The sequence below is a fragment of the Nocardia sp. GCM10030253 genome, from assembly GCF_042675075.1.
Lineage (GTDB): Bacteria > Actinomycetota > Actinomycetes > Mycobacteriales > Mycobacteriaceae > Nocardia.
Genome location: NZ_JBHTDL010000011.1, coordinates 332,264 through 356,311, shown reverse-complemented (window position 1 = coordinate 356,311; position 24,048 = coordinate 332,264). Strand labels below are relative to the sequence as shown.

The window sequence follows — 24,048 nt, the reverse complement described above, 5'->3', positions numbered from 1 at the left end:
CGGGCACGGGCACCTATCTGGTCACGGGGGGATTCGGTGGACTCGGCGCGGCAGCGGCACGATGGCTCGCCGCACACGGGGCGCGCACGCTGCTGTTGGTCGGCAGGCGCGGACCGGACGACGCGGGTGAACAGCTCATGGCTTCGCTGCGTGCAGACGGCGTTCGCGTGGTATCCCGTCAAGTCGACGTCGCGCAGCGGGAAGCGGTGGCGGAGCTGCTCGCCGGGATCGACGAATCGGGGTTGCCGCCGCTGCGTGGCGTGATCCATTGCGCGGGCGTGCTCGACGACGGTGTTGTCACCGAATTGTCCTGGTCTCGCTTCCGGACCGTCCTCGGACCGAAATATCGTGCGGCCAAGCACCTGGACGAGCTGACCCGCGGCACGGAACTGGACCTGTTCATCACCTACTCGTCGGTCGCGGGTTGGCTCGGCACTCCGGGGCAGGCGAACTATGCCGCCGCCAACGCGGCGCTGGACGCGTTGGCATGGCGGCGGCGCGCCGACGGGCTGCCCGCGCAAAGTATCGCGTGGGGACCCTTTGCCGATGTCGGGATGGCCGCGGGGCGGCCCGAGCTCACGCGGCGTCTCGACCGACGGGGTCTGCCGCCGCTGCGCGCGGCGGACGCCACCGCGGCACTGGACCGATTGCTGACGGTCGACAGTCCTTGTCCCGGCGTCTTCGATTTCGCGGCCGATCGTTGGTACCGCGCTTATCCGGGCCGCGGTACAGCCACGGAAGCGAAACGGGAGTCGATGCAGGACACGCAACGTACCGGTGCTGATACAACCCCGTCGCAGGTGGCCGGGCGGCACCCTTCGGAAAGCACTGCTACCCAGAGCGATACGGCTCCCTGGGTAGCGCTTGTACAGCGAGTCGCGATGCGCGTGCTCGATCGGTCCACCGAAATCGATCCCGAGCTGCCGTTGCACGACATCGGTGTCGACTCGCTCACCGGGATGGAGTTGCGCGCCGCACTGGCCACCGAGATCGGTGCCCCCCTGCCCGTCGGACTCGTCTTCGACTATCCGACCGTGCGTGATATCGCGAAGTTGTTGCAGCGCAAGGGTACTGACGACAGTCTCAACCGCTCCGACGGTGTCGGCCAGGTCAACCATTCGGACCGCGCGGATCATCTCGGCCACCCGACGAGTGACTACCGCCTCAATCACTCCAACGGTGCCGGCCAGGTCAACCACTCGGACCGTGCGCATCACCTCGACCACCCGAAGAGTGACGACCGGCTCGACGGGGTGGCGAGCGCCGTCCGTCACGACCGTGACGCCACGCACATCGACGACGAGGACGACGACCCGATCGTCATCGTCGGCATGGCTTGCCGATTCCCGGGTGGCGTCCGGACCCCGGAGGAGTTCTGGGACCTGCTGTGGGCGGGCCGGGACGCGATCACCGAGGTGCCGCCGCAGCGGTGGGACGTCGACGCCTTCTACGATCCGGACCCCGCCGCCCTCGGCACGATGTACACCCGATGGGGTGGATTCATCGACGGCGCCGACGAATTCGATCCCGCTTTCTTCGGCATCGGCGCGGCCGAGGCCAGGGCCATGGATCCGCAGCAGCGCCTGCTCCTGGAGACGAGCTGGGAGGCGCTGGAGCGGTCCGGACGGGCGCCAGGAAGTGTGGTGGGCAGCCGGACCGGAGTGTTCGTCGGCTTGTGTTTCAGTGAGTACCCCGGAACACCTACGCAGGCAACGGATCCGGCGTCGATCGGCGCTTACTCGGTGATCGGTTCGGCGCCGAGCGTCGCGGCCGGGCGGGTGGCCTACGCTCTCGGACTGCAAGGTCCCGCGGTCACGCTCGACACGGCATGCTCCTCGTCGCTGGTCGCCGTGCAGTCGGCGTGGGACGGCCTGCGGGCGGGGCGCTGCGATCTCGCGCTGGTGGGTGGCGTCAATCTGCAGCTGGCACCGGAGACCACGATCGGGTTCTGCCGTCTCGCCTCGCTGTCGCCCGATGGCCGCTCGCGGGCGTTCGACGCCGACGCCAACGGCTATGTCCGCGCGGATGGTTGCGGTGTCCTGGTGCTGACGCGACTGTCCGCTGCTCGGCGGCACGGCGACCGGGTGCTCGCGGTTGTTCATGGCATCGGGGTGAATCACGACGGCAGGTCCAATGGGCTCACCGCGCCCAACGGACCGGCCCAGCAACGGGTCATCCGCGATGCCTTGGCGCAGGCGGGAGTTCGACCCGATGAAGTCGACTACGTGGAAGCCCACGGCACCGGAACGCCGTTGGGTGATCCGATCGAGGCGACGGCACTTGCCGAGGTCTACGGCGAGAACCGCACCGCGCCACTGCTGATCGGTTCCGTCAAGACGAACATCGGGCACACCGAAGGGGCGGCCGGTGTCGCTGGTGTGATCAAGGCCGTGCTGATGCTGCAGCACGCGAAGATTCCGCCGAGCCTGCACTTCCACACGCCGAATCCGCTGATCGACTGGTCGGGGATGCCGCTGGAGGTTGTGCGGGAGCCGCGTGTGTGGCCGGAGACCGGCCGCCGCCGCACGGTCGGTGTCAGCTCGTTCGGGATGAGCGGGACAAATGCGCACATTATTCTGCGGCAGCCCGCACCGGAATCCGCTCGCAACCCGTCTGATTCGGCACCGCAGGTACTGGTGCTGTCGGCACGTGACGACGCCGCATTGGTCGAGTCGGCGCGGCGCTGGGCGGACCGGTTGAATGTCAGCAGTGGCGAGCTTGCCGATTTCGCCTACACCGCCGCGACCGGGCGCACCCACTTCGAGGAGCGCCTGGCAGTGGTCGCCGAGACGGCGGATGCCGCCGCCGCTCGATTGCGCGCTGCGGTCGCGGATGCGCGGTCGGCGGTGCGCGGCCGGGTCGAGCGCGCCTCGGCCGCGCCGAAGGTCGCGCTGCTGTTCACCGGGCAGGGATCACAGTATCCGGGCATGGCCCGGGGGTTGTACGAGTCCGAACCGGTGTTCCGGCGGGCGCTTCGGCACTGCGATGACGTGCTGGGGCCGATCGCGGACGGTGTCGGGCTTCTCGATGCCTTGTACGCCGACCGCGCGTCCGCGGAGGTGCTCAGCCGCACGGTGTTCACCCAGCCCGTGCTGTTCGCGGTCGAGTGGGCGCTGTGGGAGATGTGGCGCGACTGGGGGATTACGCCCGCAGCGGTGCTCGGCCACAGTGTCGGCGAATATGTGGCCGCGTGCGCGGCAGGCGCGATGCAGGTGGACGATGCGCTGCGGTTGATCGCCGTCCGCGGCAGGCTGATGCAGAGCCTGCCCGATGGTGGCGGAATGCTGGCGGTCGAGGCCGATCCGCCGGCCATCGCCCGGCTGCTCGAACGATACGAGCCCGCGGTGGCGATCGCCGGATTCAACAGCCCGGCTCAGATCGCCGTCGCCGGACCGCGCCGCACACTCGAACTGCTGCGGGACGACTTGGCATCGGCGGGAATTCGCGCGAGCACCCTCCCGGTGTCACATGCGTTCCATTCGCCCCTGATGGACCCGATTCTCGATGATCTGGCCGAAGCCGCCCGGCGCACCGTGCGGCAGGATCCCGGGATCCCGATGATCTCGAATGTCACCGGCGCACCCTTGCGCGCCGGAGAGCTCACCGCGCAGTACTGGGCGAGACATGCTCGGCAGCCGGTTCGCTTCGCCGAGGGGATGCGGGCCCTCGCGGAACTCGGAATCGGCACGTTCCTCGAAATTGGGCCACAGCCAACACTTTCCACGCTGGGCGGTCGTGCAATCGAGGCCGACGCAAGGTTTGTCGCAGCACTGCGTCGCGGCCGCGATGACCGGGAGATGACGGCGAATGCGCTGGCGCAGCTGTATGTCGGCGGCGTGACCATCGATTGGGAGCGCGTACACCTGCCGCACACACGGCGACGGGCACTCGCTCCGACCTACCCTTTTCAGCGGCAGCGCTACTGGGTCGATAAGCCGCAGCAGACACCGGCGCTCGGCCAGGACGAACACGACGCGACCGCGCACCGCCTCGGAAATGCCGGTCCTCGCCCGACCGCTACCACGCCGACAGCAGGAGTGAATACGCCGCTTCCGTTCGTCCCGTGCCGTCTCGATTTGCCGGGAGATGCTACGCATTTCGCCCTGACCCTCGCCCCGGCCGCACCGCGCTATCTGGCCGATCATGTGGTCGATCGCGACGTGGTGGTTCCGGCCGCTTGGTTCGTCGCCACCATCATGGCGACGGCGCAGGAAGTGACCGGCGCCGAAGTCGTCGCGATCGAGGATCTCGTGATCGCAAGCGGTCTTACGGTGACGAAGGACCATCCCGTTCAGGTGCGGTTCGCGCCACAGCCCGACGGTCTCGCCGTAGAGGTCGCGAGCCGAACGGCGGACGGCTGGCGCACCCACGCTCGTGCGCAGGTCACCACCACCGCCACTCCAATAACCGCCGAAGTCACCGTCGCCGATCTGCTGAATCGTTGCGCCGCACGGCAATCCGCCGACGACTTCTACCGGATGCTCGCCGCCGCCGGACTGCACTACGGGCCCGCGTTCCGGCGTGTCGTCGAGGTCCGGACCGGTGATCGAGAAGCCGTGGTGAGGCTATCGGATCCCGACACCGATCCCGGCGCCGACATGCTGCACCCTGTCCTGCTCGATGCGGCCTTCCAGGCCACCTATGCCGCGATGGTGCCGCAGGCGGGGGAGGGGCATACCTGGGTGCCCCTTGCCATCGACCGGGTGAGCGTTGCGGCTGTGGGCGGGCGAGTCCGATTCGGCCAGGTGCGCGTCCTCGAGCAGACGCCACAGCTGTGTATCGCCGAGGTTCGACTGCTCGACGAGGAGGGTGCTCCGGTGCTGATCGCAGACGGTTTGCGAGTGATGCGGATGGCCACCGAAGGTACGCACAGCGACGCGACCCTTCGGGATGTGTACCGCATGGCTTGGCAGGACGCCGGGTCGGTCGCGATCGGCGCTGCGGTGGGCCGCTGGCTCGTCGTCGGTGCCGCGGGCGGACCGGGCGACGCGATCGCGGCTCGCCTGCGGGCATCGGGCGCGCAATGCGCGGTGGCGCGGCCCGGCAGCGGGTTCGGGTTCCGCGGGGACGACGAGTTCGACGTGGACCTCGGGGTACCGGCGGCGGTGCGGGCCTTGCTCGGCGCGGCAGGGGACGGGCGGACGGCGCTACGCGGCATCGTCTACACGACACCGGTGTGCGACGCCGACTGCGCGACGCCGGATCGGGCGCAGCAGGCGGTCGTCGGCGCGCTGCACCTCGTGCAGGCCGCGGCCGTGACCGGCGAACCCGCAGTGTGGCTGCTCACCCGCAACGGTCAGCAAGTCGACGCGTCCGATCTGGTCGCACCGGATCAGTCCGCACTCTGGGGGTTTGCCCGCAGCGCGCAACTCGAACAGCACGAAATCGGCTGCCGGATCATAGATCTCGACGAACGAGCGGCAGCGAACGCGGACGCGGTTGTCGCCGAGATACTCTCGAACGCACCACACCGGCAACTCGCGCTGCGGGGTGGAAAGCGGCTGCTGCCGCGGCTTGTTCCGGTGCGGCAACTCCGACCGGGACTGGACAGTTTCGACAACGTGGCGACCACGCAGACGGTGCTGATCACCGGGGGACTGGGCGGAATCGGCCGGGCCATGGCCCGCTGGTTGGTCGACCGCGGTGCGCGCAGCCTGGTTCTGGCCGGGCGCAGCGCACCGGACGCCACGGCAATCCAGCTGATCACCGAGCTGAGGGAGCGTGGCGCGCGTATCGAGATCCGGACCCTCGACGTGGCCGATCGTGCCGCGGTAGCGGCCACACTGGATTGGATCGACCGTGAACTCCCACCGCTGGCCGGGGTCGTTCACCTGGCGGGCGTGCTCGATGACGGGGTGATCGCAGAGCAGACCGCGACCCGACTCGGCCGGGTGTTCGCGCCGAAACTGCACGGCGCCTGGCATCTGCACGAGCTGACCGCACCGCGCGCACTGCGGTTTTTCCTGCTGTTCTCCTCGGCGTCCGCGGTGGTCGGCCTGCCCGGCCAGTCGAGTTACAGTGCGGCCAACGCGTTCCTGGACGGGTTGGCCGAGCTGCGCCGCGCCGCCGGCCTGCCCGCGCTGTCGATCGCCTGGGGCCCCTGGGCCGGAACCGGCATGGTTGGCCAGCTCGGCGATGGCGATGTACAACGCCTTGCCCGCCGTGGCTACCACCTGCTCTCCGACCGTGATGCGCTCGAAATCCTTTCGCACACTATGGATTCGGGGAGCGGTGCCCTCACGGCGCTGCCGCTCGACCTGCCCGCCCTGCACCGGTCCGGCGTCGAGGTGCCCGAGGTGCTGGCGGGCCTCGTCGGCGGTGACACACCGCCGCCCGCCCCGGCTTCCGTCGAGGCGCAGCACCGGCGCACCCACGATCGAACCGGATTCGACGCCGAGATGGCGGCACTGGTCCGGCACTGTATCGGCCTTACCCCGGAGGCGGACCTCGATCGTCCACTGCACGAACTCGGCCTTGATTCCGTCGCGGCCATCGAGATCCGGGACGAGCTGTCCCGCTCCGTCGGGCACCGCCTGCCCGCCACACTGGCCTTCGAATACCCGACCCCGCGTGCGGTGATCGACTTGCTTGTGCAATTGGGTCCCGCTGGCCGACAGCCGGATTCGCGGCACCTCGGCTTCCCCGCGGCGAGTTCGCCACCACCCACGGACGGCCCGGCTCGGGATGCGGTTTCGCGACCACCACAGCGCGACGTTCCCGCGGAGACTGACAGCTCCAGCTCGCCTGCATCGGCAAACGGTGTCCGACTCGAGGATGTTCGGGCAGCGGGTCCCGCGCCCGATGAGAACGGTGCACATGGGGCTGCGAGGAGCGATATGGCATCGGAAACGGATCGGGCAGCCGACCTCTCGCTCTCGGCGCCGGCTCGACGGGAGCATCCGAGCGAGGGCCTCGGGGATATCGCCATCGTGGGTATGAGCGGACGCTATCCCGGGGCGGACGGGTTGGATGAGTACTGGCGGGTGCTGCTCGAGGGACGCGACTGCATTACCGAGATTCCACGGGAGCGGTGGGATCATTCGCGGTACTTCGTCCCGGATCGGCACAACCCGTATACCTCCTACACCAAGTGGGGCGGGTTCCTCGACGATGTCGATTGTTTCGATCCGCTGTTCTTCGCGATCTCGCCGCGTGAGGCGGAGGTGATGGATCCGCAGGAGCGGCTGTTCCTGCAAACTGCATGGGCCGCTTTGGAAGACGCGGGGCATACCAGGGCCGATCTGGCGCGGGGCGGGTTGCGTCCCGAGGACGCCGGGGTGTTTGTCGGAATCATGTGGGGCACGTACCAGATGTTCGGCGCGGAGGAGTCGCGGCTGGGACGCGGGACCTTGCCCGCGTCGACCTTCTGGAGCGTCGCCAACCGGGTATCGCATGCGCTCGATTTCCAGGGACCGAGCATGGCCGTGGACACCGCTTGTTCGTCCTCGCTGACCGCGCTGCACCTGGCCTGCCAGAGCCTGCGGACCGGGGAGTGCCGGTTGGCCGTGGTCGGCGGGGTGAACCTGTCGCTGCACCCCTACAAGTTCGTGGCGTTGAGCCAGGGGCAGTTCGCCTCGACCGACGGCCGCTGCCGTTCCTTCGGGGCGGGCGGCGACGGGTATGTGGCCGGCGAGGGTGTCGGCGCGCTGGTGCTGCGGCCGCTGGCCGACGCCGAGGCCGATGGCGACACCATCCACGCGGTCATCAAGGGTACAGCGGTGAACCACGGCGGCCGGGTGAACGGCTTCACCGTGCCCAATCCAACGGTGCAGGCGGCAGTGATCCGTTCGGCGCTGCGCACCGGCGGCGTCGATCCGGAGTCGGTGTCCTACATCGAGGCACACGGCACCGGGACCGCACTGGGCGACCCCATCGAAATTGCCGGCCTGACAAAGGTATTCGGTGGTACCGGGCGGGCCGAGCTGCCGATCGGTTCGGTGAAGTCCAATGTCGGGCATCTGGAAGCCGCGGCAGGCGTGGCGGCACTGACCAAGGTGCTGCTCCAGCTGCGCCACGAGATCATCGTGCCTTCACTGCACGCGACGCCACCCAACCCGAACATCGACTTCGCAAGCACTCCGTTCCGGATTCCCGAGCGGCCGATACCGTGGCCGTCCGGTGGTCCCGGGCAGCCGCGCCGGGCGGCGATCAGCTCATTCGGCGCCGGGGGATCCAATGCGAATGTCGTGCTCGAGGAGTACGTGGATCAGCGGCCCGCCACCCGATGGCATGGCGATCAGGTCGTGCCCGTATCAGCACGGGACGCCGAGCGCCTCGCCGAATACGTTGCCGCACTGGATCGTTTCCTCTCCACGAACGAGCCGAACCTTGCCGATCTGGCGTACACGATGCAGGTCGGCAGGCTGGTCGGCAGCGCACGGGCCGCATTCACAGCCCGCGATCTGGACGAGCTTCGCGTGGCGGTTCGCGCGTGGGTGGAAGATTCGCCGGGCACCAGCGCTACGAACCGCGCGGCCGCGGATCACCGTGTCGCGGGCTGGCTCGAGGGCGGCGAGATCGATTGGGAGAGTGTGGGTGAGAACGGACCCCGACGCCGCATCCCCCTGCCGACCTACCCGTTCGCCCGCGAACGCTACTGGATCCCCGACGTAGCGGACGGAAACGGGAGTTCGACGGCGGTCGACGCGACCGCCTCCGCAGCAAGTGCCACCGGCCGCGAAGTCCGTGCCGCAGACCTCGGAGCTCATGCCGGACACCGGGAAGCTCCCGAGGCGGAAACAGTCACCCCGCGCGCGCCACAACGTGCACTGGTACCCGTTTGGCGGCCCGCGGAACCCGGCCGCGGTGATGTACGCGACCACCGTCCATTGGTCCTGTTCGACGACCGGACACCCGCATCCCTGGTCGAGACACTCATAGCAACGTTCGGCGATCCGCAGCGTCTGATCCGGGTCACCGATGTCCCACGCGGCGGTGAGCTCGATCGCGCCGACTTCGCCGCGGGTGCCCAGCTCGGTCGCGCACTGCTGGCTCGATACCCGGACACCGACAGCGTGATCGATCTCTGCGACCTCGCCCCGCTGCCTTCGGGTCACCGGCCGACGACGGATCTCGGCCGAATAGGCTTGTACCAGGGAGTGATCGATGCCCGAGCAGGCGCCCTGATCCTGCTGCACATGGCAGCGGGCAACCCGGGCGCCGACGGTCCGGAGTGCACGCCGCTCGCCGGATTGGTCGCGGCCCTCGCCGACGAGATCGGTGACGTGCACACCCGAACTGTGCATCTGGTCGACCACCGTGCCGCCGTCTGCGCTGATCCGAACTCGCTGATCGAGATCCTCGGTGCGGAGTGCGCGTCCGTCGGTGACGATGCCCCGCGCGTGCGGTACCGGGCCGGGCGGCGCGAGACTGTCTGGCTCGATCCGGTGACGCCACGCACCGGACTCGTCGTCGATCCCGCACGCACCTATGTCGTGACCGGCGGAACTCGCGGCCTCGGCGCGGAGTTCGCCGCAATGCTCGTAGAGCGCGGCGCGCGGCGGCTGGCCGTTCTCGGACGCGAGCCGCTGCCACCCGAATCCGAATGGTCTCGGCTCGCCGATACCGACGGGCCGCAGGCGGCCAAGGTGCGGCGGCTGGCCACGCTGCGCGACCGAGGCGTCGCGATACGTACCTACTTCGGCAGCCTTACCGACCAGGCGGCACTGACCCGCTTCTTCGCGGAGGTCCGGCGCGAGCTGGGCCCGATCGGCGGGGTATTGCACTGCGCGGGCAGTGTTTCCGCGGAGAGTCCCGCGTTCGTCCGCAAGACCGCGCCCGCGGTGGCGGACGTACTGGCGCCGAAGATCGCCGGAACGGAGGTGCTCGCGGAGGTGCTCGCCGCGGATCGGCCGGACTTCTTCGTGTTGTTCTCCTCCGTCTCGGCTGTCCTGCCCGGCCTCGCGGTCGGGTTGTCCGACTACGCGATGGCCAACGCACACCTGGACCGATTCGCTGAGGCCCAGCACGCCAACGGCAGGACGTGGTTCCACTCGATCGAGTGGCCGTCCTTCCGTGGCACCGGGTTCGGTGAGGTGACAACGTCGGCGTACCGGTCGACCGGGCTGCCGACGATGACTGCCGCGGCGGGTTTCGATCTCCTCGACGGCATCCTCGGCTTGGGCGATACACCGGTCGTGTTGCCCTATCACGGTGCACCACTGCAACTCTCGCTCCGACCGTCGAAGCCCGCCGCGGCCTCGACACCGGCCGCGGCCCCGCCTGCCGTCGACGCCGCCCCACGCGGCCGGTCGAGCCGGGCATATCAAGAGTTGCTGGGGATCTTCTCCGACGAGCTGAAGCTCGCTCCCACCCGTTTCGAGGGGCACAAGCGCTTCGAGGAGTACGGCGCCGACTCCGTACTCATCGCTTCCGCGGTGCGCCGCATCGAAAACGTGACCGGACAGCCCTTCGACCCCGCGCTGGTGCTGGAGTACCCCACACTGGACGCACTGTCGGACTTGCTGACCGAACAGCATCCGGAACTGTTCGCCGCGACATCGCATTCGAATCAGACTGCATTCCAGGTTGATTCAGGTCCAGCGAGCACAATCGACCGTGCCGCGACCAATGGCACTGGCACGCACCGCGCCGGCGCACTCCCGGCGTCGGACGAGCGGCGCGGAGGGTCGGTGGCACCGATCGCCATCGTCGGCATCGGCTGCCGCCTGCCGGGCGGGGATGACCCGAACGCGTTCTGGCGCATGCTCGCCACCGGCGAATCCGGCATCCGCGAGGTCGATCCGGCGCGCTGGGATCCCGCGAGGTACTACCACCCGACCGGTGGTCCGGGACTGACCAACAGCAAATGGGGCGGGTTCGTCGACGGCGTCGACCTGTTCGACCCCGAGTTCTTCGGGATCAGTGACGCGCTCGCCTGGCAAATGGACCCCCTGCAGCGGTTGCTGCTGGAAGCGTCCGTGCTGGCGACCGCGGATGCCGGATATCACCGCGACGAGCTCGCGGGCCGGCGGATCGGGGTGTACGCAGGCAGCCGTACGGCCAACTACTTCAACCGCATCCCGGTCGCCGACCGGCACACCATCGTCGGCATCGGGCAGAACTTCATCGCCGCTCGTATCTCCGACTACTTCGATTGGCACGCAGGCAATCTCATACTGGACAGCGCCTGCTCGTCATCGCTGGTGTCGGTACACCTGGCCTGCCAGGCGCTGCGCGCGGGTGAACTCGACGCGGCACTGGCCGGTGGCGTCGAGGTGCTGTTGGACGAGACACCGTTCCTGACACTGGCCGCGGCCGGTGTGCTGTCCCCGAACGGCCGTTGCGCCACCTTCTCCGAGCACGCCGACGGTTTCGTGCCGGGAGAAGGCGCGGCACTACTGATGCTCAAGCGACTCGACGACGCGGTCCGCGACGGAGACCGGATCTACGCGGTGCTGCGCGGCTCGGCGATCGGCAACGACGGGCACACGATGGGCATCACCACCCCCAACATGCACGCGCAGATCGAGGTCATCACCGCTGCCCTCGACACCGCGGGCATGTCGCCCGACGCGCTGTCCTACGTCGAGGCACATGGCACCGGCACCATGATCGGCGATCCGATCGAACTGAAAGCCTTGGCGACCGTGCTCGGCGACCGCTCGCGCGGTCCGGAGCCCTGCGCCGTCGGCAGCGTGAAAACCAATATCGGCCATCTGCTTTCGGCGGCCGGGATCGCCGGTGCGGTGAAAACGATTCTCGCGGTGCACCATGGTGCGCTGCCACCCTCGCTGCACTGCGAGAACCTCAACCCGCGTTTCGCGTTCGCCGGGTCACCGCTGTACATCAACCGCGAGCTGCGCCCGTGGCGCAGCGCCGACGGCAGGCCTCGTGCCGCGGGCGTCAGCTCGTTCGGGTTCGGCGGCACCAACGCACACCTGATCGTCGAAGAGGCACCTGCGGCGCACCGTCCGGTGCGTAATCCGCTGTCGTCACCCGTCTTCCGCAAGAGGAGCTTCATGCTGCCGAAAACGGTCCCGAACACACCGGCCGATCCCGGGCCTCGGTTCGTGCTTCCTCCGGTGCCCACCGCGCCCGCGCCGAAAATGCCCACCGCGTCGTTTCTGCGCGTGGAGCCGCTGGTATGAGAAACATCGAGCTGGACAGCTTTGCCACCACTGTCCTCGCGGACGATCCGGTAGTGCGGGACCATCGGGTGCACGGCGTGCGGATCCTGCCCGGTGTGGTGTATCTCGACATGATCCTGCGTGCCGCGATGGCGGCCGGCTACGCACCGGCGGACCTGGTGATCCGGGAGGCGTTGTTCCATCGGCCGGTCGCGCTGGACTCCGGCGGCGCGGTCCGCATCGCGTTCCGAGTGGAGACGAGCAGCGGTCGCGTTCGGATCGATGTGCAGCGGCTCGACTCGGGCGTACCGACCGGGCCTATCGAGTTTGTCGCCGAATGTGTTGTCACGCACTCTGATTCATCTGCCGACCCGGAACCGGCGGAGCTGGGTGCCGTTCGGGCGGCGCTGATCGCGGCCCGTGGTCTGGACGAGATGTATCGGCAGAGCGGTAGCCGCGGCATCGAGCATCGCGATTTCATGCGCGCCGCAGGCGTTTTCGGTCGCCATGAGGATGTGGTGACCGCAGAGCTGACGCTTGGCGCCGAAGGGGCGGCGTACCTGCCCGGGTTTCTGCTGCATCCGACGTTCTTGGACGCGTCGACGATCGTGCCGTTCGTCGATCCGCATCGACTGGGCATCGATGACGACAGCGCGTTCATTCCGATCCACTTCAGCGAGGTCCGGGCGTGGCGCCCGACGCCGGAGCGGGTGTTCGTGTATGCCACGGTTCGTGGCCACGCACAGGATCTGTTGCGGGCGCAAGTGCAGCTGTATGACGAGGCCGGCCGCGCGGTCGCGGAATACCGGCTGACCTCCAAACGCGTTCGAGGCGGCGCGGACATCCATCGCTTGCTGACCGAGCCCTACGCGGCGCAGCCGACGGCGACGATGTCACCGGTCGCGGCTTCGACCGGACCGGCACAGGCCGGGATCGGGTCCGCGCCGAGCCATCGGGCGGATACCCGGGATCCGCTCGCGCTGATCACCGCGGACCTGGTGGCGCTCGTCGCCACCGAGATAGCCATCGACTCCACCGGCATCGCGACCGACGTGGGTTTCTATGAACTCGGCCTCGATTCGAGCCGACTACTGCGATTGACCGCAGAGTTGGAGGCACGGGTCGGTGAACCGCTCTATCCGACACTGCTGTTCGAATACCAGACCATCGACGCGCTCGCCGGACATCTGGCCGACACGGTCGGCTCGCGGTACCGTGCGGCCACGACGGAACCGGCGGCAGTGGAGCCGGTCGCGCCGCGTCGCGCCAGTATGGTCAGTTTCGGATTCGATTGGCAGCCAGCGGATTCGCCGCCTCGGCGGCGGGAGCCCGAAAGCCTGCTCGTCTTCGACACCGCGGACCAGCCGTATCGGCACCAGGGACGGGCCACGGTCGTCCGCGTCCGGCCCGGTGGTGAGTTCGTCTCCGGTACATCCGAATTCGTGGTCGATCCAGCCGACCCGCAGCACCTGCGATTCCTGCTCACCGAGCTGTCCACCCGACGCCGAACCTTCGACGCGGCGGTGTACCTGTGGAGTGAGCGCCTCACGGGAGCCGAGATCGACCCGCACCGGATCGCGGAGCAGGTGTACCTCCCGTTGCGCGAGTTGGTGCGGGCCGTGGCCGATGCTCCGGACGCACCCGTGCGCCGGGTACTTGTCCTTTCGACAGCGTCCACACCGGGAACGCTCAGCAGCGCACTGATCGGTGGCTTCGCGCGCACCGTCCGGCTCGAGCTGCCACGGCCGATCGTCCGGGCCGTGCTGTGTGACACGACAGCCGATCTCGACGCTGTGATCGCTGCCGAACTCGCCATTGATGACCACGACGCGGCGACCGAGATCCGCTATCGCGCGGGCCGCCGCGAGGTCCGGACACCACAGGAAATCTCCGTAGCCGCAACGGGAACGACCGCTCCGCTGCTCGAACAGCACATGGTGGCGATGGTGACCGGCGGCTTCGGTGGCATCGGCAAGCAACTCGCCCGCAGGCTCGCCCGCGAGTACCGGGCCCGGCTGCTGCTGGTGTCACGCAGTCCGCTCGACGAGTCGGGGGCAAGGCTGCTCGCCGAGATCACCGGTCTCGGCGGCGAAGCCGTTCACGTACGGGCCGACATCTCGGTCGCCGCCGACGTGGAACGAGTCGCGACTATCGGACGCGCCACCTTCGGGCGTATCGACGTGGTGTACCACGGCGCCGGAGAGCTGCGCGACGGTCTGCTCGCCAGCACTGGCGGCGACGCGGCGAGATCGGTTCTCGCGCCGAAACTCCGCGGCGCGGAGTGGCTGATCAGGGCTGTCCCGGAGGCCCGCTTGATGGTGCTGTTCTCGTCGATCTCCGCGGTATTGGGCAATCCGGGGCAAGCGGATTACGCGGCGGCGAACCGGTATCTCGATGCCTTCGCCGAACTGCACGACCACACCGCGGGGTCACCCCGGGTGATCAGCATCAATTGGCCGCTGTGGGCCGAGGGCGGGATGCGTCCGCCCGCCGAGCAGATCGAGGCGTTGGGACGCGCGGGAATCGGGCTGCTGCCCACCGACATCGGGCTGGATCTGCTGATGTCGGCCGCGTCGGCCGATCGCGCCCAAGTGGCCTGTGTCTGGGGCGACGCGGAAACTGTGCGTGCACGACTACGTCCGAGTCCGACCACCCCCGCGGCGACGCCAACCGAGATACCCTCGGGTAACCCCGGCGTACCCGCAGGGCCCGAGCCCGCACCTCTACCGCAGAGTAGCCGCCCCGAGGACGAAACCGCCCTCGCCATCGTCGGTTTCAGCGGCCGCTACCCCGATGCCGATACCCCCGACGAGTTCTGGCGCAACCTGCGCGACGGACACGACGCGGTCGGACCCGTTCCGGCACAACGGTGGTGGCTCACCGCCCACGGCTCGGCGGGTGACCCACCGATGACGGGTGGCTTCCTGCGGGACGTGTCCGGTTTCGATCCGCAGTTCTTCCGTATCCCGCCAGCCCACGCCCCCCTCATGGATCCACAGGAGCGGCTGTTTCTCCAGCAGGCGTATGCGGCGCTCGAACACGCCGGCTACCACCACGAGGATCCGGCCGTCCGGGATCGGCGGGTCGGGGTGTTCGTCGGCGCGACCTGGAGCGACTACCGGCTGCTCGGCGTGGAGGCCACGCGTAGCGGCGATCCCGTTGCGGTGGCGTCGATTCCGTCGTCCATCGCAAACCGGACGTCGTACTCTCTCGGCCTGCGCGGGCCGAGCCTCACCGTCGACACGGCGTGTTCGGCGTCGCTCACCGCGCTGCATCTCGCCCGGCGCAGTCTGCTGGACGGCGAGTGCGACGCGGCGATCGTCGGCGGGGTGAATCTGCTGCTGCACCAGGACAAGTTTCTGCTGCTGAGCAGTTTGGGCATGATGTCGGACACCGGCAGGTGCAGGCCGTTCGGCGCGGGGGCCGACGGTTACGTGCCCGGCGAAGGAGTTGGCGCGGTCTATCTCAAACCGCTGCGTACCGCCCTCGCCGACGGCGACACCATCCACGGCCTGGTGCTGGGCAGCGCGGTGAATCATGGAGGGCAGACCGCCGGATACAGCGTGCCCCATCCCGGGGCGCAGGCCGAGGTGATCACCGAGGCGCTACGCGCGGCCGGAGTCGAACCTGGGACGATCGACTACCTCGAGGCGCACGGCACGGGCACCGCACTCGGTGATCCGATCGAAATCGCGGGCCTGGCAGCGGCATTCGGTCGTCACATCGGCGAGGGGCGACGGCGTGCGCTCGGCTCGACGAAGTCGAATATCGGGCATCTGGAGGCGGCCGCCGGCATCGCGGGCCTCACCCGAGTGCTGCTGCAGTTCCGGCACGGCCGCATCGCACCGACCTTGCATGCGGCACAGGTGAATCCGGCGATCGCGTTCGACACGGTGCCGTTCCATCTGCCGCAACAGCTCGAAGACTGGCCGCGCGCCACCGTTGACGGCGTTGCGGTGGCGCGCCGTGCGGGGATCAGCGCGTTCGGCGCGGGCGGTGCGAATGCCCATGTGGTGCTTGCGGAGTTCATCGACCAACGGGCGTGGCCCGCGGCGACGGGCGAACCGGAGGTCTTCGTCCTTTCGGCGCGGTCGGCCGGCCAGCTCCGGCGCTACGCCGAGACGATGGCGCAGCATTTCCGCGCGCTGGACCCCGCCGATTTCGCCGATGCGGTGCATACGCTGCAGGTCGGCAGACCCGCGCTCGGGCATCGGCTCGCGGTCGTCGCGACCAGCCCCTATACGGTGGCAACCGCGCTCGAGCAGTACCTCAGCGACCAGCCGAGCCCTGTGATGACCGGAACTCTCGGCGCCCGCACGCGGCGAGCGGAACTCGAGCCGGCGACGTCCCCCGAACAGATGGCACGGCAGTGGGTCACCGGAGCCGCGGTCGACTGGACCGAACCAGCCCGACGGATACCGCTGCCGGGATACCCATTCGATCAACGGGATTACTGGATCATCTCGCCACCGAAGTCGGGATTCGACGCGGCCGTGGCACGATTCGAGTCCACCCCGCGCCAGGGCGGGATCGTCGAGCCCGGACAAACGGAGCTGGGGCGCTACGCGGCGATGCGACTGTTCGGCGTGCTGACCGACCTCGGACTCACGGCAGGGGAGTGGTCGGTCGAATCGGTGCGTGGGCGTCTCGGTGTGCTGCCACGCTTCCGACGTCTGCTCACCAGCTGCCTCGACATCCTGCTCCGGCACGGATTGGTGCGGGGCGAGGGCGACGAGATCGTGGTCACGGGCCCACCGCCGGGCACGACGTGGATGCGCGCGGACCTGCTCGCCCGATTCCCCGAGACCGAACCGTATGTGGCGCTGCTCGACGCCTGCCTGGCCGCCTACCCACAGGTGCTGCGCGGCGAGCTGGCCGCGACCGAGGTGTTGTTCCCCCGCGGCGAACTCGATCTGGTCGGTGCGATCTACCGAGGGAACGCGGCCTATGATTTCGCCAACGGACTGCTCGCCGATCTGGTGGCGGCGGTCGCGCGGGAACAGGCAGGCAACCAGGAGCGGACAGGCACTGCGGTGCCGCTGCGGGTGGTGGAAGTCGGCGCGGGCACCGGCGGCTCGACGCACGCCGTGGTAGCCGCGCTGATCGCTACCGGAGTGCCGTTCGAATACCACTACACCGACGTATCGCAGAGCTTCGTCGCGCACGGCCGGCGCACTTTTGCCGACCGGGCCGGAATGCGTTTCGGGGTGCTCGATATCGAGGCAGATCCGGTGACGCAGGGTTTCCCCGTCGCGGGTGCCGATCTCGTGGTGTGCGCCAACGTCTTACACGCGGTACGGGCGATCGAACCCGCGCTGCATCATGTCCGTCGTCTGCTCGCGCCGGCGGGGGTGCTGGCGTTCACCGAGGCGACCACCGATCTCGAGGTGCTCGCGTTGACCTTCGGACTGCTCGACGGCTGGCACGGGTATCGGGATCCCGAACTGCGGATCGCGCACTCGCCGTTGCTTTCCGAGGATCAGTGGCGCGACGCGCTGACGAACGCCGGTGTCACCGGGGTGCAGGCTTGGGGTCCCGGGCTATCGGCCGACACGGAGCCGAGTTTCCGCCTGCTGGCGGGCGTAAGCGACTCCGTGCCCGTGCCCGTGCCCGTGCCTGCGGCCGCCCTCTCGCAGGAGGATGCGGTTGGCATCGCGACCCGGCCCGCGTCACCTGATCATGTGGACTCGGTGAATATTTCGAGCCTCGAAGCCGAGGTCACCGGCATGGTCGCGGAGGGTCTCGGGGTGTCGCGCGCCGAGGTGCACCCGGAGCTGCCGCTGTCCGAGTACGGCGTCGATTCGATTCTCGCGGTCAAGATCATCGACCGGGTCAATGCCCGCTATGGGTTGTCACTACGGCCGACGGTGGTCTTCGATCACCCGTCGGTGCGGCAATTGAGCCGCCGGATCGCCGACGACGGCGCGATCGTCGCCGCGGCACCCACCGAAGCGTCATCCGCCGCCGCGGCGCCCGCCGCCGCGGCGCCAGACATCGCCGCACCGGTCGCCACAACACCCGTCACGGCCGCGTCCGCGCGCCCCACGATCGCACCGTCGATCCCTTCAGGAAGGACGGTGCCGGAGTCGATGGATATCGCTGTCATCGGAATGTCGGGGCGGTTTCCAGGCGCCGCTGACCTCGAAGAATTTTGGCGAAACCTCGCCGAGGGCCGGGATGCTGTGACCGAGGTCCCGCCGTCGCGCTGGCCGATCGCCGACCATTTCCGGCCGGGACCGGTGACGCCGGGTAAAACCTACTCGAAATGGGGCGGATTCCTCGACGACGTCGACCGCTTCGATCCGACGTTCTTCGATATGGTGCCCGCCGAGGCCGACTACATGGACCCGCAGCAGCGGTTGTTCCTCGAACACAGTTGGCTGGCGCTGGAAGATGCCGCGATTGATCCGAAGTCGCTGCGGCGCAGCCGATGTGGCGTATTCGCCGGGTCGCCCGGATCCGATTACGCGGCACTGCTGCGCAACCGTGCCGGGTTCGGCTCGCACCATATGTTCACCGGCAACAGCCCGGCCATCCTGCCTGCCAGAGTGGCCTACCACCTCGATCTCACCGGACCGTGTCTCGGGCTGGACACCGCCTGCTCGTCGGCGTTGGTCGCGGTGCACCAGGCCTGCCGCAGCCTCGCCACCGGTGAATCCGATCTCGCGCTGGCGGGCGGGGTGGCGGTCTTCGTGACACCTGAGTACCACCTGCTGGCCTCATCGATGGGGATGCTGTCGCCACGCGGCCGCTGCGCGAGCTTCGACGCGGCCGCCGACGGGTTCGTTATCGCCGAAGGCGTCGGCGTGGTGGTTTTGAAGACGCTGGCGGCGGCCGAACGCGACGGCGACCCGATCCATGGGGTGATCCGCGGTATCGGGGTGAACCACGACGGTCGCACCAACGGCATCACCGCACCGAGCACACGCTCCCAGACCGCGCTGGAACTGGACGTCTATCAGGCCAATGGAATCAACCCGTCGAGCATCTGCTACATCGAAACACACGGGACCGGAACCCGATTGGGCGACCCGATCGAGATCGACGCACTCACCTCGGCATTCCGCCACTACACCGACACGGTAGGTACCATTCCGGTCGGCTCGGTGAAGTCGAACATCGGGCACGCCTCGCACGCGGCCGGAATGGCGAGCCTGTTCAAGGTGCTGCTGGCCATGCGCGCCGGGCAGATTCCACCCTCGTTGCACGTCGAGTCGGTGAACCCGCTACTGGATCTGGCGAATTCGCCGTTCTTCGTCAATACCGACCTGCGCGCGTGGCCGGAGCCGCGCCGCGCCGCCGTCAGCTCCTTCGGATTCAGCGGCACCAATGCCCACCTCGTCGTCGACGACTACCCGTCGGTTCGGGCACTCCACCGGCACACCGGAAGCGATGGACCGCAAGTGGTGGTGCTCTCGGCCCGCACGGCGGGCAGCCTCAGCCGCGCGGCGCGGGCGCTGCGCAGACATCTGGCCGCGCACCCGGAGGTCACGCTCCCGGATATTGCGCGTACCTTCGCCTTCGGCCGAGCGGCCTTCGAGCACCGCCTCGCGATCGTCGCCGATTCCGTCGACGGCCTCGCGGCTCGGCTGGCCGACTTCATCGAAGGCGACACTCCGGCACGGATTTTCACCGGCCTGACCTCCGACACCACCATTGCGGAACACGCCGCGACGGTGCTCGCTGATCCGACCGAGACCGCGCGGCGATGGGTCGCCGGCGAACGAGTCGAATTCACTGGCTGGTCAGCGGAATTCGCGCAGCGAGTACACCTACCTGGCTACCAGTACGAGCGAGAACGGTGCTGGGTGCCCGACGACACCGCACCCGAGATCACAACGGCGGCGACAACAGTTGCCGAACCGGTACTTCGACCCACACGTGCGCCGCAGTCGGCACCTGTCGCCGAAGGGGGCAGTTCACCCTCCGCTGCCGCGATGGCGGTACCCGTTGCGGAATCAGAGATTCGACCCACGGGAGTCGGCACGCCGACACCTATCGCGGAACAGGCGCCTCAACCCGGCGAGTCCGCCGACGAGGCTTCCCTCCGGCGGATCGCGGAGGAGTACCTGAAGGGTCTACTCGCCGGATACTGCCGGCTTGATCCCGACCGGATTCGCACACGTATTCCGTTGCAGGACTATGGAATCGATTCGGTACTGATCAGCAAAATGAACGATCGACTCGAGACGGACTTCGGCGCACTGCCGAGCACCCTGTTTTTCGAATACCAAACTGTCCGGGATCTCGCGGGCTACCTCACCGAGGAGCACCCGGAACGGTTGGTGACGCTGCGCACCGAGGCCACTCAGCCGTTCGTGCCCGACGCCCCGGCCTTCGCCCCCACAGTCACCGCATCCGCGGACCCCACCCCCACGGCCGCCGTCAACGTCCCGGGCACCCGCCCCGCACGTGACGTGGACGACGACATTGCCGTCATCGGTATGGCGGGCCGGTTCCCGATGGCGCGGGATATCGAAGAGTTCTGGGCCAACCTGGTTTCCGGCCGCGACTGCATCATCGAGGTGCCGCCGGACCGCTGGGACCACCGCGCCTTCCACTCCGACGACCCCGACGAGCCGGGCGCCACCTATGCGCGCTGGGGCGGTTTCATCGATGACGTCGACAAGTTCGACGCACGGTTCTTCGGTATCACCCCCAAAGATGCCGAGGAGATGGACCCGCAGCAGCGGCTGTTCCTCGAAACATCCTGGGCTGCGTTGGAAGACGCCGGTTACTCGCCGGACCGATTGCGGGCCGGCGCGCGGGCCCGTGGGCTGGTCGACGCCGGTGTCTTCGCCGGTGTCGGGTATGCCGAATACCAAGCCTTCATTGGTGTGCCGATCTCCGGCTATTTCGCCATCCCCAACCGGGTTTCGTATCACTTCGGTTTCAGCGGCCCGAGCCTGGCCGTGGACACGGCGTGCTCGGCCTCGCTGACCGCCCTGCATCTCGCGTGCGAGAGTCTGCGCCGCGGTGAATCCGCATATGCCCTCGCAGGCGGCGTGAATGTGTCGATCCATCCTGGGAAGTACCTGTTGCTCGGCTACGGACGGTGGGCCTCCACGGATGGCCGCTGCCGCTCGTTCGGCGCAGGCGGCGACGGCTATGTGCCGGGGGAGGGCGTTGTCACTTTGGTGCTCAAGCCTTTACGGCATGCGCGCGCCGATGGTGACCGGGTCTACGGCGTGATCCGGGGCAGCGCCGTCAACCACGGCGGCCACACCAACGGGTTCACGGTGCCGAATCCGACGGCACAGGCCGATCTCATCGGCCGTGCACTGACCACGGCCGGGGTGGATGCCCGCGACATCGGCTACGTCGAGGCACACGGCACCGGTACCGCACTCGGTGATCCGATCGAAATCGCGGGGCTGACGAGGGCCTACCGCCGGTTGACGACGGAGCGGGGCTACTGCGGTATCGGGTCGGCGAAATCGAGTGTCGGGCATCTCGAGGCAGCCGCGGGCGCGGCGGGCGTCGTGAAGGCGCTGCTGCAACTGCGCCACGACACGATGGCGCCGAATCTGCACAGCGACCCGTCGAACCCGGCGATCGACTTCGCCGCGACCCCGTTCCGGATTATCGACACACCCACCGCGTGGCCGCGGCCGGATGACGGAACACCGCGAATCACCACTGTCAGCTCGTTCGGTGCGGGCGGGGCCAATGCCCATGTGATTCTCACCGACGCCGACCAACTCCCACTGTCCGAGTCGGATGACCAGCCGCGGCTTGTGGTGCTGTCGGCGCGCGACGCCGATCGACTGACCGAGGCAGTCGGCCGATTGGCTCGCCAGCTGCGGAAGAACCCGCTGCCACTCGCGGATGTGGCCTGGACACTGGCCGTCGGCCGCGCGTCGTTCGAGCACCGGCTGGCCGTGGTGGCCACCTCGACGGCGGAACTGGTCGAGCTGCTGGAGAGTGCGGCCGATCCCGCCGCGCGGGTGCCCGCGGCGGGTCTGCTGGTGTTCCGAGGCGTGGCCCGCACCCATCGCGAGCTCGACGAGTTGCCCGGTGAAACCGAGGCGGACCGCACCGAGCTGCGCGGCCTGCTGCGCTCCGGCAACTTGCCGCGGGTGGCCGAATTGTGGGCCGCCGGGTGGACTGTGGAGTGGGAACAGGTCTACGAGCGCCCCTTCGGCGGCATCGTCAGCCTGCCCACCTACCCTTTCGCGCGGCGCAGGCATTGGATCGTGCCCGAGGACTACCGCCGCCACACCGAACCAACCGGGACGTCGCAACTGGTGGTGAAGACGGTTGTCGCGCAGAGCCAGGAGCCGACCGGGTCCGGCGAGCGTAATGGCCACCGGCCCAATGGTGCGCCCGCGCAGAATATCCCGGAGGTGGGCGAGGCGAACACCGATACCGAGGACAGCAACGGCGTGGTGCTCCTCCCGATCGTGGCCGAGCCGGAACCCGCATCGCCTGCGAAATCCGACGAAGAGCTGCGCGCCGTACTGCAGGAGCAGATCCGCGATATCTTCGCCGATCTCACCAAAACGGATCCGGCGGAACTCGAGCTGGACGCGGACTTCGTCGACTTCGGCTTCGACTCCGTGGCCACGGTGCGGATGCTCAACCGGCTCATGAAGCTGCACGAGGTCAAAATTCCGGCGGAGTCGATCGAGCTTTACCCGACGATCAGCTCGCTCGCCGACTACCTCATTGCCGAAGGGATCATCGCGGCCGCGACCCCGCCGATCGGCGCTCCGCAAGGCTCGGCCGACGCACGAGCCGTCGATGCGCAGGACGACATCCCCGTCGTCGCCATGGACGCACCGATCGCGGTGGAATCGGTTTTCATCACCGGCGTCACCGGTGTGCTCGGCGGCAAGGTGCTGCACGATCTGCTGGCGCACACCGACGTTCGGGTGACCTGCCTGGTGCGCGGCACCTCGTTGGCCGCGGCCGAGAAACGGATCAAGCACTTCCTCGCCACCTACGACCCGGACGGTGCTCTCGACGCCGCCTTCGCGGCCAGGGTCACGCCAGTGCTCGGTGACGTATCGAACGACCGGTTCGGCCTGGACGAGGTGACCTGGCGCAGAATTGCGCAAGAGGTCGACCTGACCATCCACGCCGCGGGCCGTACCACGCTCGTCACCTTCTACGATGCGCTCGCCCCGATCAACGTCGAAGGCACGAGGCGCGCAGTCGATTTCGCGCTCCAGTCGCGTGGCAAATACCTCATGTACATCTCCAGCTTCAGTGCGCTGGGTGACCGGCTCAACTTCAACAACCCGCCGTTCACCGAGCGCGACCTCGAATTGGGCCAGGGTTACGACCATCTGCCGTACCAGCAGACGAAATACGAGTCCGAGAAACTCATCAGGGCGGCGAGCGAGCGTGGCCTGCTGTGGGACATCGTGCGTCCGGGAAACATCATGGGCGACAGCGTCACCGGGCGATACCCGTTCTCCGAGGTGAGCGTCAAGGGCGCCTACTACGACATCCTCAAGACGATGATCGAGACCGGCGAGACGATGCTGACGCCGGTGCACTGGGACATCACCCCGGTCGACTATGTCAGCGCGGCCATCGTGCACATCGGGTTGCGCAGACCGACCTATCGGGAGACCTACCACCTGACCAACCCGGACATCCGGCGCTACTACGACGTCGTGCGCTACGTCCAACGGGCCGGGTACGACGTAGGTCTCGTGCCGCTAGAGGAATTCCACCGCCGGGCCACCGAACGGGAGATCTATCGCCGCGGCACCGACGAGGTCTACGACAGCCAGACCCTGGAGATGTTCAAGTACGGCATCGAGCTCTTCGGCTTCATCCACTACGAGGAGAGCTCCTACGCCGATTGCGCGTATACCCGCCGGGTACTCGGCGCGGCGGGCATCGACTGTCCGCCGACCGAGCAACTGGTCCAGGCCTATCTGGCCCACTGCGCGGAGGTCGGCTACATCCCGGCACCGAAGGCGGCCGAATCGTCCGTCGAGGCGGCGCGATGAGTGGGCACTGCCGG

At 68.3% G+C, this 24,048-nt stretch carries 2 protein-coding genes (1 of these 2 running past the window's edge); both read left to right on the top strand.

Features of this window, described 5'->3' with window-relative positions; genetic code table 11:
* On the top strand, positions 1 to 12,089 hold the 3' portion of the coding sequence (locus ACFQZZ_RS26070) for an SDR family NAD(P)-dependent oxidoreductase (protein WP_378686008.1). 9,613 nt of this gene lie to the left of the window's left edge; 12,089 of the gene's 21,702 nt are visible here — the last part of the coding sequence; the start codon falls outside the window, past its left edge; the stop codon is at positions 12,087 to 12,089.
* A complete protein-coding gene (locus ACFQZZ_RS26065) occupies positions 12,086 to 24,034 on the top strand; it encodes an SDR family NAD(P)-dependent oxidoreductase (RefSeq protein ID WP_378686005.1) in 11,949 nt (3,982 codons plus the stop codon). Before ACFQZZ_RS26070 ends, ACFQZZ_RS26065 begins: the two co-directional genes overlap by 4 nt.
* Positions 24,035 to 24,048 lie beyond the last annotated feature (14 nt).